At 48.2% G+C, this 13,269-nt stretch carries 14 protein-coding genes; 11 read left to right on the forward strand and 3 right to left on the reverse strand.

Annotated features, from left to right (window positions below; genetic code table 11):
* The first annotated feature begins 30 nt into the window (after nt 1–30).
* The 8 genes from dnaJ (at nt 31) to ACKKE8_RS11460 (ending at nt 6,686) form a co-directional block, all read left to right on the forward strand.
* On the forward strand, nt 31–1,158 hold the full coding sequence (gene dnaJ, locus ACKKE8_RS11425; RefSeq protein ID WP_088906871.1) for a molecular chaperone DnaJ: 1,128 nt from the start codon (nt 31–33) through the stop codon (nt 1,156–1,158).
* Nucleotides 1,159–1,257: 99 nt separating this feature from the next.
* Nucleotides 1,258–2,199, forward strand: a complete 942-nt coding sequence (prmA, locus tag ACKKE8_RS11430; RefSeq protein WP_409178262.1) for a 50S ribosomal protein L11 methyltransferase — start codon at nt 1,258–1,260, stop codon at nt 2,197–2,199.
* An 18-nt stretch (nt 2,200–2,217) separates the two neighbouring features.
* Entirely contained in the window at nt 2,218–2,976 is a 759-nt protein-coding gene (locus ACKKE8_RS11435; protein WP_409178263.1) for a 16S rRNA (uracil(1498)-N(3))-methyltransferase, read from the forward strand.
* 101 nt (nt 2,977–3,077) lie between these two features.
* A complete protein-coding gene (gene mtaB / locus ACKKE8_RS11440; RefSeq protein ID WP_409178264.1) occupies nt 3,078–4,436 on the forward strand; it encodes a tRNA (N(6)-L-threonylcarbamoyladenosine(37)-C(2))-methylthiotransferase MtaB in 1,359 nt (452 codons plus the stop codon).
* A complete protein-coding gene (locus ACKKE8_RS11445) occupies nt 4,433–4,861 on the forward strand; it encodes an NUDIX hydrolase (RefSeq protein ID WP_409178265.1) in 429 nt (142 codons plus the stop codon). Before mtaB ends, ACKKE8_RS11445 begins: the two co-directional genes overlap by 4 nt.
* 4 nt (nt 4,862–4,865) lie before the next feature.
* Nucleotides 4,866–5,531: a deoxyribose-phosphate aldolase gene (gene deoC, locus ACKKE8_RS11450; protein ID WP_409178266.1), complete on the forward strand. Its 666-nt coding sequence runs from the start codon at nt 4,866–4,868 to the stop codon at nt 5,529–5,531.
* Between the two features lie 101 nt (nt 5,532–5,632).
* Complete coding sequence (locus tag ACKKE8_RS11455) at nt 5,633–6,028, forward strand: CidA/LrgA family protein (protein ID WP_409178267.1); 396 nt, start codon at nt 5,633–5,635, stop codon at nt 6,026–6,028.
* A complete protein-coding gene (locus ACKKE8_RS11460; protein ID WP_409178268.1) occupies nt 6,021–6,686 on the forward strand; it encodes an LrgB family protein in 666 nt (221 codons plus the stop codon). Before ACKKE8_RS11455 ends, ACKKE8_RS11460 begins: the two co-directional genes overlap by 8 nt.
* Here the strand turns inward: ACKKE8_RS11460 and ACKKE8_RS11465 are convergent.
* A complete protein-coding gene (locus ACKKE8_RS11465; protein WP_047072548.1) occupies nt 6,652–7,635 on the reverse strand; it encodes a Na/Pi cotransporter family protein in 984 nt (327 codons plus the stop codon). The genes ACKKE8_RS11460 and ACKKE8_RS11465 overlap by 35 nt on opposite strands.
* A gap of 89 nt (nt 7,636–7,724) precedes the next feature.
* On the opposite strand from ACKKE8_RS11465, the gene ACKKE8_RS11470 reads away from it, so the two are divergent.
* Nucleotides 7,725–9,020, forward strand: a complete 1,296-nt coding sequence (locus ACKKE8_RS11470) for a class I SAM-dependent rRNA methyltransferase (protein WP_409178269.1) — start codon at nt 7,725–7,727, stop codon at nt 9,018–9,020.
* A 63-nt stretch (nt 9,021–9,083) separates the two neighbouring features.
* Here ACKKE8_RS11470 and ACKKE8_RS11475 read toward each other — a convergent pair whose 3' ends face one another.
* Nucleotides 9,084–9,272, reverse strand: a complete 189-nt coding sequence (locus tag ACKKE8_RS11475) for a DUF4177 domain-containing protein (RefSeq protein ID WP_007727654.1) — start codon at nt 9,270–9,272, stop codon at nt 9,084–9,086.
* Between the two features lie 102 nt (nt 9,273–9,374).
* Complete coding sequence (locus ACKKE8_RS11480) at nt 9,375–9,866, reverse strand: hypothetical protein (RefSeq protein ID WP_409178270.1); 492 nt, start codon at nt 9,864–9,866, stop codon at nt 9,375–9,377.
* 234 nt (nt 9,867–10,100) lie between these two features.
* On the opposite strand from ACKKE8_RS11480, the gene ACKKE8_RS11485 reads away from it, so the two are divergent.
* Nucleotides 10,101–11,228, forward strand: coding sequence for a D-alanine--D-alanine ligase (locus tag ACKKE8_RS11485; RefSeq protein ID WP_409179103.1), 1,128 nt, complete (start codon nt 10,101–10,103; stop codon nt 11,226–11,228).
* 218 nt (nt 11,229–11,446) lie between these two features.
* A complete protein-coding gene (locus tag ACKKE8_RS11490) occupies nt 11,447–13,252 on the forward strand; it encodes an IucA/IucC family protein (RefSeq protein ID WP_409178271.1) in 1,806 nt (601 codons plus the stop codon).
* Nucleotides 13,253–13,269: the final 17 nt, after the last annotated feature.

Raw genomic sequence — 13,269 nt, forward strand, 5'->3', positions numbered from 1 at the left:
CAGTTGACTGTCATGGGAGTGATGTAGGAGATGAAACGTGATTTATACGAGGTTCTGGGCGTTGCCAAGGACGCGGACGCGGATGAAATCAAAAAAGCGTACCGAAAGCTGGCACGTCAGTACCATCCCGATGTAAATAAAGAGGCTGACGCGGAAGAAAAGTTCAAAGAAGTAAAGGATGCGTACGACATCCTGTCCGAGCCACAAAAGCGTGCGCAGTATGACCGTTTTGGTCACCAAGACCCGAATCAGGGCTTCGGTGGCGGAGGTTTTGATGGATCCGGCATGGGCGGCTTCGGAGATATTTTTGATATGTTCTTCGGTGGTGGAGGCAGACGTTCGAATCCAAATGCACCGCGCAAAGGGTCTGATCTGCAATTTGGCCTCAGCATTGACTTTATTGACGCGATTTTTGGAAAAGAAACCGACGTGGAAATTCCAAAAGAAGCAGAATGCGATACATGCCTTGGTTCTGGCGCGAAACCAGGTTCCGGTGTCGATACATGTAAGACTTGTAGCGGTACTGGACAGCAAGAAGTGGTGGCGAACACGCCATTCGGCCGAATCGTCAATCGCCGTGTTTGCTCGACTTGCGAAGGCAAAGGGAAAGTCGTCAAAGAAAAATGTTCAACTTGCCGTGGCAGTGGACGTGTCAAGGTACGCCGCAAAATTCATCTCAACATCCCAGCAGGTGTGGACGATGGAGCACAATTGCGCGTAACAGGCGAAGGTGAACCGGGCGCAAACGGTGGACCTCCTGGAGATTTGTACGTCGTTTTGCGTGTGAAGAGTCATGAGTTTTTTGAGCGTGAAGGAAATGATATCTACTGTGAGGTTCCACTTACTTACGCACAGGCAGCACTTGGAGATGAGATCGAAGTGCCGACTGTCGATGGTCGTGTGAAGTTGAAGATCCCGGCAGGTACCCAAACAGAAACATTCTTCCGCTTGCGTGGTAAAGGTGTTCCGCATTTGCGTGGAAACGGCCGTGGTGATCAGCATGTGAAAGTGCGCGTCATTACACCGACCAAGCTGAGCGATAAACAAAAGGAATTGTTGCGTGAGCTCGCCGAACTGTCTGGAGAAAAGCCAGGACAGCATGGAGGAGAAGACGAAAGCTTTTTCGAAAAAATGAAACGGGCATTCCGCGGCGAGTAATCCGTCGCGGTTTTGTCCGCTTTTTGCCTAAAGTTTCATGTAGCAGAGTCGATTAAATGAAAAGCCCGATTGGGAGCTTATGTGGGGAGTGGTAGATTCGTGAAATGGTCAGAAATCAGTATCCATACTACAGCGGAGGCTACGGAGGCGGTGTCAAGCCTCTTGTATGAATTGGGTGCCAATGGTGTCGTAATTGAAGACCCGGAGGTGCTCTATCGTGAGTGGGATACCCCCTTTGGCGAAATCTACCAGCTTTCTCCTGATGATTTTCCGGCCGAGGGCGTATTCGTTAAAGCATACCTGCCGGTTGACAGCAGCGAGCTGCTTGACGTAGTAGAAGAGCTGAAAGAGCAATTGGCGCAGTTGATCGAGTACGGTTTGGATATCGGCAAGGCATCGATTGCTGTAAACGATGTCCACGAAGATGAATGGGCCCACGCCTGGAAAAAATATTACAAACCGGTTCATGTGTCTGATCGCATGACCATTAAGCCAGTATGGGAAGATTACGAGCCGAAGAATCCAGATGAGATCATTATCGAGATGGACCCAGGAATGGCATTTGGAACAGGTACACATCCGACGACCATTCTTTGTCTGCGTGCACTCGAGAAGTACATGGCAAAAGGCGATCAGGTGTATGATGTTGGGACAGGCACAGCTATTTTGAGTATTGCTGCTATCAAGCTCGGAGCAAAAGATGTGCTAGCGATGGACTTGGATGAAGTGGCCGTACGCTCCGCACAGGCCAATACCGAACTGAATGGTGTGCATGAGCATATTAACGTGAGACAAAACAACTTGCTCGACGGCATCGAGGAGCAGGTAGAAGTGGTAGTGGCTAACATTTTGGCAGAAGTCATCGTGCGTTTCACCGACGATGTATTCCGCGTGTTGAAGCCAGGTGGAACCTTTATCTCGTCAGGTATTATTGCTGCACGTGAAGCGGATGTGAAAGCGGCGTTGGCGGCTTCAGGTCTTGAGGTCGTGGAAACCATTTTCATCGATGACTGGGTAGCAATTGTAGCAAAAAAACGATAGAATAGTGGGGTTGGCGAGATGCAACGATATTTTGTCGAGCCACATTCCTTTAGTGAGAATGAGCTAACGATTGTCGGAGACGATGTACACCATATCGTAAATGTAATGCGTGCTCGGGAAGGCGAAGAAATCATCGTTTCTGATGGAGCGGGCAGGTCGGCACGGGCCAAGCTTGTCTACCTTTCTACCAAGGAAGTGCGGGCAGAAGTAATGGAAATGCTTCAAGAAGAACGAGAACTGCCGATCCGGGTCACAATTGGTCAGGGGCTTCCAAAAGGCGAGAAGCTGGAGTGGATTTTGCAAAAGGGGACGGAACTTGGGGCGTACTCTTTTTTCCCGTTTTCTTCTGAGCGAACCATTGTAAAGCTGGACGCCAAAAAAGAAGCGAAAAAACTGGAGCGTTGGCGCAAAATTGTTAAGGAGGCTGCTGAGCAGTCTCATCGTGCTGTTTTGCCAGAGCTTTTATCTCCTGTTTCATTTCGTGAGATACTTCAAGCTAGCCAGTCGTATACGCATTGTGCAATTGCCTATGAAAAAGAAGGCAGTACCACGATTCATCAAGTGCTAGAAGAGATGACTGCGGGTGATTCACTTCTCGTCCTCGTCGGACCGGAGGGAGGCTTCTCTCCTGAGGAAGTGGCCCAAGCAGAGAGCAAAGGGTTCCTGACGGTTTCTCTCGGCCCGCGCATTTTGCGCACGGAAACGGCAAGCCAGTACGTTTTGGCCTGCGCTTCCTATCAGTTTGAACGCAAGGCTTCATCACTTCGCAAAGGATGAGCAGGAACTAAACGGTCATGACCGTTTGGTTGACCGCAAGCGGTCACATCCACTTTTATGAAAAACGTCGAGGCGTTTTTCACGGAAAAGGAGGAATGGCAATGTCTACCGTTGCTTTTCATACATTGGGCTGCAAAGTAAACAGCTATGAGACAGAAGCCATCTGGCAATTGTTTAAGGCAGACGGCTACGAGAGAGTCGACTTCGAAAAAGATGATGCAGATGTTTATGTCATTAATACTTGTACCGTGACGAACACCGGGGATAAGAAGAGCCGCCAAGTGATTCGTCGTGCGATTCGCCGAAATCCTGAGGCGATCGTAGCCGTAACTGGCTGCTATGCGCAAACCTCCCCAAGTGAGATTGCGCAAATTCCCGGTGTAGATATCGTAGTTGGTACACAAGGACGCGAGAAGCTGATCGAGTACGTGGATCAAATTCGTGCAGAGCGCCAGCCGATCAACGCAGTAGGCAACATTATGAAAGCTCGCGAATTCGAAGAGCTGGATGTTCCTAACTTCACGGATCGCACACGTGCTTCCCTGAAGATTCAAGAGGGCTGCAACAACTTTTGTACGTTTTGCATTATTCCTTGGGCACGCGGTCTGATGCGTTCTCGCAAACCGGAAAGCGTCGTCGAACAGGCTCAAAAGCTGGTGGAAGCGGGCTATTTGGAAATCGTTTTGACTGGGATTCATACGGGTGGATACGGCGAGGATTTGGAAGACTACAATTTGGCCAAGCTGTTGCTTGACCTTCATCAAGTAGAAGGTCTCAAGCGCATCCGCATCAGTTCGATCGAGGCGAGCCAAATCACCGATGAAGTGATCGAAGTCATCAACAACTCCGATCGTGTCGTGCGCCATCTGCATGTACCGCTGCAAGCGGGCGATGACGAAGTGTTGAAACGCATGCGCCGCAAGTATACGACTGCTGAGTTTTACGAAAGAATGGTCAAAGTTCGTGAAGCATTGCCAGGAGCAGCGATTACAACAGACGTCATCGTAGGCTTCCCGGGTGAGACCGAAGAGCAATTCTGGAACGGATACGAGTTTATGAAGAAAATCGGTTTTGCCGAGATGCACGTATTCCCGTACTCCATGCGTACCGGTACACCAGCAGCGCGTATGACGGATCAAATTCCTGAAGAGGAAAAGAACGAGCGCGTAGCGAAGCTTCTGGAGCTCAATCAGGAATTGACCTTGGCATACTCCAAGAAATTCGTAGGGGATGTACTGGAAGTCATTCCGGAGCGTCCATTTAAAGAAGCGCCTGATAGCGGTCTTCTGATGGGCTATTCGGACAACTACCTGAACGTCGTCTTCCCTGGCGATGAGAGCATGATCGGCAAGATTTGCAAGGTCAGATTGGATGAACCAGGCTCGGAATACTGCAAAGGGACTTTTGTCCGCGTAGTGGAAACAGAGGCGCTGCCTTACCTGAAGGAGCGAGCTATATGAGGGAGATATCGGCAGGAGGCGTTGTATACCAGAAGCAAGACACAGAGTACATGCTCCTATTGATTGAAGACCGCTATGGCAAAGTAACACTCGCAAAAGGGAAGCAGGAGATGGGCGAGACCATCGAAGAAACGGCTCTGCGCGAAGTTTTGGAAGAAACAGGCGTAGCAGGACGATTGGGGTCCAAGCTCGACATGATCACCTACGTGTATACGCATCCGGTGACGGGCGAATCCATCGACAAAGAAGTCCATTATTATTTGGTGGAAGCTTACAACACAGAGATCACCGTACAGCTGGAAGAAATCAATGATGTTCATTGGCATCCAGCAAAGGAAGCATGGGACTTGCAACTGCAACGAGGATACCGTAACAATGACAGCATTTTTCGCCTTGCATTCGAACAATTAGGGATAGAGGTGTAGTTCTATGAACATGAACAAATATATCGACCACACGCTGTTGAAGCCTGATGCTACACAAGAGATGATTGACAAGCTGTGCCAAGAAGCAAGAGAGCACGATTTCATGTCTGTATGCGTAAACCCTTATTGGGTAAAACGCTCTGCTGAACTCTTGGCAGGCTCTGATGTGAAAGTGTGCACAGTTATCGGATTCCCTCTGGGAGCGAGCACGATCGAGTCCAAAGCAGCCGAAACCCGCGATGCGATTGCAGACGGAGCGACTGAGGTAGATATGGTACTGAACGTAGGTGCACTGAAATCCGGCGACCTGGAAACTGTCAAAAAAGACATCGCTGCTGTGAAGCAAGCTGCTGGCGATATTCTCTTGAAAGTGATTCTGGAAACTTGCCTCTTGACTGAAGAAGAAAAAGTAGTTGCTTGCAAGCTCTCCGTAGAGGCTGGTGCTGATTACGTAAAAACCTCCACAGGATTTTCAACAGGTGGAGCAACGGTTGAAGATATTGCCCTGATGCGTAAAACCGTAGGACCAAATGTAGGTGTAAAAGCGTCTGGTGGCGTTCGTGACGGCGAAACAGCGGTTGCGATGATCGAAGCAGGCGCGAGCCGTATCGGTACAAGCTCCGGTGTTTCCATTGTAACTGGAGCAAAAACAACAGGCAGCGGATACTAATACGAAAGAAAAGCCTGGCCGAGGTAAGGCCGGGCTTTTTCCGTCCTGCATGCTGATGTTCCTATAGAGAGAGGATAGGGAGCGGGGAGGAGATTAGCAAAATGAAATTTGTTAAAGGAATCATCATCCTGTTGGCTTTTTATGGAGTCGGCGTAGCTGCGAGCAAATGGCTGCATATTCCCCTGCCTGGTAACCTGGTGGGAATGTTGCTGTTAACACTGGGACTGTGTATGGGATGGATACGAATGGATATGGTGGAACAAGCGGGTACTTTTCTGATCCGACATATGTTGCTCTTTTTCGTACCGATCATCGTCGGAGTCGCTTCCTATTTAAACGTATTCACGCAAAACCCATTGCCAATCATACTATCGATGGTTCTCGGACCATTGCTAGTCATGCTTGTGACGGGTGTGGTCGTGCAATGGTATTTGAAGCACCATAAACAAAAATCAGAATCGTCCTTGCAGCAAGAGGGGAGGACTCTGGATGCTTAGTCAATTTTTCGCCATTTTGGTATCGATAGCAGGGTACAAAGGCGCAACAATGATCAACGCTCGATTCCAACGGTTGCAGCCTCTTCTGGTGGCTGTGGTCTTGGTCTGGACCATGTGGTGGGCGTTTAGCGGCGATTGGGAGGCGTTTGCTGCCGGAGGATCATGGATTTCCTTTTGGCTCGGCCCTGCAACGGTGGCACTTGCTATTCCGCTGGCTAAACAGATCAAGGAGTTTGCTCATATTTGGCGTGGTGTTTTGCTTGGTGTATGTGCAGGCTGTGCAGTCGCGATCTTCGTTGTTATCGCGGTTCATTGGTGTCTGGGTTCAGATGAGCTCGTATACAAAAGCATGCTCAGTAAATCCGTGACCACCCCGATTGCGTTGGAGCTGAGTCGTTCCATAGGTGGCGAACCTGCGCTTGCAGCCTTTTTTACCGCATTGACGGGGATGGTCGGTGTCATGATTGCCCGTCCTGTTCTCAAATGGGGTAAGATCACGGATGATTGGGCAATCGGGATCGCCATCGGTACGAGTGCTCACGCCATTGGTACAGCCAGCTTGAACCGCGTTTCACCTGTTCAAACGGCAGCGTCCAGTGTCGCAATGATCGTGGCAGGCGTCATTACTTCCATCTACTTGATACCATTTTCTTTCTGAAGGTGAGGTCAGTAGGACGACGCTTATCAGGGATCAACCATTGAATAAAGCGGGCAATCTGCGGCACGAATGGCAGCGCGACCAACGAGCAGACGAGATTGAAGATCGTCTGTGAATGAGCGATCTGCATCGAAGGACTATCCGTTAAAAATGCACTGACGAGGGCAAGCTGGGAAAGAAACGGTAAAAAAACAATCGCGCCTGCGACGTTGAAGAGCGTATGGCACCATGCGACCTGTTTGGATGCCGTATTCGTGCCAATTGCAGCGATGACAGCGGTAAAGCAAGTTCCGACATTTGCGCCCAGTACGATGGCGAGTGCCGTTTCCATCGAAAGAATTTGATGACTGAGCAGGCCCATCGTGATCACGGTCGTAGCGGAACCGCTATGAATGAGAGCGGTGAAAATGATCCCGGTAATCAAACCGATCCAGATGGAATGGCTGCTCTCCAGAAAAAGCGAACGAAACGTCTCAGACTGCTCCAAAGGCTTCGCCATGACTTTCAATGTATCGATTCCGAGAAAAATCAGTCCGAAGCCAGCGACGACGAGACCAATGCAACGAATGTTTCGGCGCGGCATCAGCCATAGAGCCACTCCGATGAGAAGCATGGGGATGGCAAAGGACTCGAGCTTGAGCGCAACCAGCTCCGTTGTCACTGTCGTGCCCAAATTGGTTCCCAATATGATGCCGACGGTTTGTGTGAACTGGATGATGCCTGCGTTCGTCAGCCCAATCGTCAGGACAGTTACCGCACTGGAGCTTTGCAAGACAAAAGTAGCGAAGAGACCAATCCAGAAGCTATGGAGCGGGGTACGTGTAAATCGCCCCATCCATTCTTCCATTTTTTTGCCGGCGAGGTTTTGAAAGCCGGAGCGCATGGCGTACATACCGAAAAGAAAAAAAGTGAGCCCAAAGGTAAAAGGGGCGAGGATGGAGACTATCACAAGATACGTTCCTCCCTGTCCATTTTTAGCAAGTTACTATAACGCTATGCCTGTACAAGGGCAAGCATGACAAGAGGAGGAATAGCTGCATGGCTCGTGTGCTATTGAATCAACATCGGAAAAAGCGGCTAGAAGTAGGACATCCGTGGATTTTTCAATCAGAGGTATTAGAAATTCAAGGGGATGTAGAACCAGGTGAAATCGTCGAGGTCACCAATCACAAAGGACATTTTTTGGCAAAGGGCTACATCAACCCTGCTTCACAAATGATCGTGCGCATTTTGAGTTATGACCAAAAGGAAGAGATCGACTACGACTTTTTCTTGCGCAAAATCAAGCAGGCGGCAGAATTCCGGACGAGATTTGTGGACAACCCACGGGCATGCCGCGTTATTTACGGGGAAGCCGACTTTTTGCCAGGACTCATCGTCGACCGCTATGAAGACACATTGGTTGTCCAAGTCCTCTCATTGGGGATGGAGAAGCGAATCGAATGGATTCGGGATGCACTCGTAGCGGTTTTTTCACCGACTGGTATTTATTTGCGCAATGATGTACCTGTCCGTGAACTGGAAGGGCTGACACAGGGCAAAGAAGTCCTGTACGGAGAGTGTCCGCGTGAGGTTTTGATCGAAGAAAACGGATTAAAATACTATGTCGATATCGTAGAGGGGCAAAAGACTGGCTTTTTCTATGATCAGCGGGAGAATCGCGCTTCCATCGCGCCTTTGATGAAAGGCTGGGGCGAAAACCACGGTATTACCCTGACGAGCATGGAAGTTGATGGCGAGACAAAGCAGATGCCTGTAGACAAGCGCGGTAAAGTGGTTAAAAATCCGTTTTGGGATGGCGCTGAGGTATTGGAATGCTTTACACATACCGGTTCCTTTACCCTGAATGCTTGCAAGCACGGTGCGAAAAAAGTGACAGCCCTCGATATTTCCGATCACGCCATCGAAACAGCGAAGCGAAACATTACACTCAATGGCTTTTTGCATCGCGTTGATTTTGTGGTGGCCAATGCGTTTGATTATTTGCGTGAAAATGTAGAGGCAGGCAAGAGCTGGGATGTGGTCATTCTTGACCCGCCAGCATTCGCGAAATCACGTGGGGCAGTAAAAGGCGCTTGCCGCGGGTACAAAGACATTAACTTAAACGGGATGAAGCTCGTTCGTTCAGGGGGTTTTCTCGTTACCGCGTCTTGCTCGTACCATATGTCTCCTGAGCTGTTCCTGCAAACGATTCAAGAGGCAGCGGTCGATGCGAAAAAGATATTGCGCCTGATTGAATGGCGAGGCGCGGGCAAGGATCATCCGCAAATCAGTGGGGCTGATGAGGCTCATTATTTGAAATTTGCCATCTTTGAAGTAAGAGATCGTCGATAGAGAAAAAGAAAAACAGCGTCCGCTTTCATACGGCGCTGTTTTTCTTTTTGGCTTCAGCCTGATTTAAGATTTTGGTTTTTCAAAAATCAATTCGAAGTATTTGGCCATACCGTCGCCCCCGATGCTTGGAGCAAAGATTTGCACCAAACGCCAGCCTTCCTTGGCGTGCTCGTGGACAACGGTCTGATAATCTTCTTTTGGTTGGCGTCGAAAAGAGGACAGCTCAACTCGGACGAATTTGTATTCAAACATGTTCTTTCCCCCCGCTTGTATCATCGTCTCTCTTTTTATACGCGCGACGAGCGGAAAGAGTTGCAAAAGAACGTGAATCATTTCGAACAAAGAAATAAGTGCTCATGACAATTGCTTGTCATTTTTTACACGCCTGACGAGATCGAGAGCCTGCTTGAACCCCAGTTCCTTGCCCAACAAGACTTGTCCTTCGGCGGGGGTAGAAGCGCGGGCCTGGCTTAAGTTCTGAAGCTCGTGGGTCAAGAGATGCTCGAGCAGATATAGCTGTACCTGACCAATTTCCCGTTCGCTTTTCCGATCACGCTCCTTGAACTTAGCCCGCTGCTGACTTTCCTCCACGTACTTGTCAATATCATCCTCCAAAAAATGGGAGGCATTGCAGATGATATGGCGGTAGTCATCCGTCTTAGAGGGAATGGTACGGATGGTATGACCGAGATGGGCGAGGAGAAATTTGTTCAAGACGATGGGGTCTCGGGTGTAGTTGTTATGCAGCAGGGAGTATTCCCCCAAGAAAGACCCGCTTTCCTTATCATAGCTGTGCAATAAAGTGTAAGAAGAGCAATATGTGCAGTACAACAAATAATCTCTCATGGAAATCCCTCCAGAAAAATAGCTCCATGACAGGAATTTTATTTATATGGTATGTGAAAAAACGTGAGCAGGTGATACTTGCTTCTCTTGTTTTTGGCGTTTGGTTTGTGTATGCTAAATGACGGGCTCGGCCCGGTAAATAGAGCAGATGTTGGGCTTTTGCATAGCATAGGAGAGAGTAGAAACTGGGTAGACTCTCCGGTTTCGTACGGAGGGGAAAGGAGCATGACACAGATGGGAAATCAAAAGATCCGACTGGGCATTATTTATGGAGGAAAATCCTCAGAGCATGAAGTTTCATTGCGTACGGCCATGTCCATTATGCAGGCCGTGGATGCAAATAAATATGAGGTAACACCTGTGTACGTTCAATTGGATGGCTCTTGGGTGACTGGAGAAACACTGGCAGGTCAACTGCCGGATAAGATCGAAGCGTTGCGCTTATCGGCAAAAACGCCAGTCATTAGCGAGGCAACAGAGACAGGGCAAGAGCTGGCAGTCGCAAGCAAGTCAGGGTCGCTGTTTGCCATGAATGAGCAATTGGATGTTGTTTTCCCTGTGGTTCATGGACCATTTGGCGAAGATGGGACGATCCAGGGACTGTTGGAATTGGCGAATATCCCGTACGTGGGAACCGGAGTAATGGCTTCCGCTATCGGAATGGATAAATGGATGATGAAGACCGTCTTTGCACAGGCTGGACTTCCGCAAGTGAAATATGTAGGCTTTCTGCGCTCGCAATGGGAAAAAGGACAGGACGATGTCATGGATCGGATCGAGCGTGAACTCGGCTATCCGTGTTTCGTCAAACCGGCGAATATGGGCTCTAGCGTAGGGATTAACAAAGCGAAAAATCGTGAGGAGCTCAAGCACGCATTAGAGGTAGCTGCCAAGTTTGACCGCAGATTGATTGTGGAAGAGTTCGTTCAAGCACGTGAATTGGAGATTGGCGTTTTGGGGAATGAAGAGCTGATGACATCTGTCGTTGGGGAAGTCATTGCTGCTAAAGAATTTTACGATTACGAAGCCAAGTACAAGGGGGCGGGAACAGAGCTCTCCATTCCTGCCATCGTTCCCGAGCATGTATCCGAACAAATCGCGGAAATAGCCAAGCAGGCATTCCAAGCACTCGATGGCTCTGGCCTTTCCCGTATAGACTTTTTCTGGGATGAGAAAAACGACAAGCTCTACATCAACGAAGTGAATACGATGCCAGGCTTTACGCCGTTTAGCATGTATCCAATGCTTTTCCAAGCGGCGGGTGTGAGCTACAGCGAGCTGATCGATCGTCTGGTGCAACTCGGTATCGAGCGACATGCGGATAAAGGTCGCAATGTGGTAGATGCGGAAGAGTTGGATTAATCATGAGAAAAAAGATGCTGATGAATCGGCATCTTTTTTCTTTTTGTGTAGGATGATGGAACGAATTTCTGTCAGACTATCTCTCCTAACTGTATGAGCTGAATATTATGGCTTGAAATGAGAATGATAATCGTTTACATTATTTATGGGACGTTTTACCAATTATGTAAGTCACAGTGCTTGGATAAAAAATTGGATCAAGCAAGAGGAGAGGTAACATGTTCGTAGTCAAGCATATCGCAGAGCATGCAACGATGCAGAGCTTTCTCAATTGTTATCTCCGAGAAACAGGTAGGGGCGAGTGGATCAATCGGAAAGACGAGATTATTAAGCAGCTAACGAAAATCATACAGCCGAGTACAACAGGTATGTACCTTCATTGCGAACTCCCGCATCAGGGGATTTCCCTCTATGTCGGTGTCAAATATCATTCGGTGACAGGCAGGCATTTGTTTCATTATCCAGCTTGCTACCGAAGTGGTGACTGTACTCGTTTCGTTCAGGCGGACTATTTGACATTAGCGGTTCTTTTGATTAAAGAACTAACGCTTCAGCATGGGGAAAATGCAGTTCCAGATGAATTAGTCTTGCGTATGATTCAAAGCTGCCAAAGCATTGAGAAATTTGTTAGGACTCGTCAAAGTAAAGCAGAGATTTTATATGGCGTGGAACAAAGTTTCATCGAAGCAGAGCAGGCGCTTTTGTTCGGTCACTTGTTCCATCCAACCCCGAAGAGTCAGCAAGGAATTCCTGAGGCCAAGCAAGCGTTGTATGCACCGGAGTGTTGCGGGAAGTTTCAACTCCACTTGTTTGCTGCCCATCCGTCGATTGTTCACGAAAAATCTGGGCTAACAGAATCCGCTACGCAATTACTGAAGGGTGAGTTTCCTTCGATATCTGATGTCGATCCATCATTTTCACTCGTCCCGATTCACCCGCTTCAAGCAGAATGGTTGCTTGAACAGGTAGCCGTTCAATCCTTGATCGAGAAAGGGTTGCTTCTTTACCTGGGGCCAGCAGGTGAGGAGTATATGGCAACATCTTCTCTCAGAACGGTTTATCATCCTGAGAAGAAATACATGCTCAAGCTGTCCGTCCCAATCAAAGTTACAAATTCTTTACGGATCAATAAGTTAAGTGAGATGGAGATTGGTTTAGAGGCGAATCAACTTTTTGAAACAGGGATCGGTGAGGTAAGTCGCAAGTATCCAGGCTTTGGTTTTATCTCTGATCCGGCTTACATCACGATCACATTGGATCAGTCAGAAGAAACAGGATTTGAAGTAATCCTGCGTGATAATCCCTTTATGGGGAGTCATGCTCGGCAGGTCACGCAAATTGCTGCACTTGTGCAAGATCCACTTCCTGGGTACAAGAGTAGGTTGGCAACGATCATTCACCATCTGGCACAAAAGGAAGGAAAGGCACTAGAAGTAGTTAGTTTGGAATGGTTTAAGCGGTATGTAGATATTTCTTTGAAGCCAATGGTATGGCTCTATTTAAAATACGGAATCGGCTTGGAAGCCCATCAACAAAATAGTGTTGTCACTCTTAACGACGGATATCCCGATCAGTTCTATTATCGTGATAATCAAGGCTACTATTTCTCAGAATCGATGCAAGAAGTATTAGAGACAGAATTGCCTGGGATTGGCAAGGAGAGTAGGAACATTTACAAAGACCATCTTGTAGATGAGCGAATCACCTATTACATGATTTTTAACCATATGTTTGGACTCATTAATGGATTTGGAACGGAAGGATTAATTGATGAACAAATCTTATTGGCAGAGATGCATGAGGTTTTGACGGAGTTTTTACCTATGAATCGAGAGGCGTCGAAGTTTCTAGAGAATCTACTTACTTGCGAACAGCTTCCGTGTAAGGCGAATCTGCTCACGCGCTTCTATGATCTGGATGAATTAACCCAACCGGAAGAGAGATCATCTGTTTTTGTTTACATAGATAATCCTTTAGCAAAAGTAAAGCAGACCGAAAAGGCAGGGCTGCATGCTTTTGGATAGCTTACTAGCATCTAGCT

Source organism: Brevibacillus fortis, assembly GCF_046196545.1.
GTDB classification, from domain to species: Bacteria; Bacillota; Bacilli; order Brevibacillales; family Brevibacillaceae; genus Brevibacillus; species Brevibacillus fortis_A.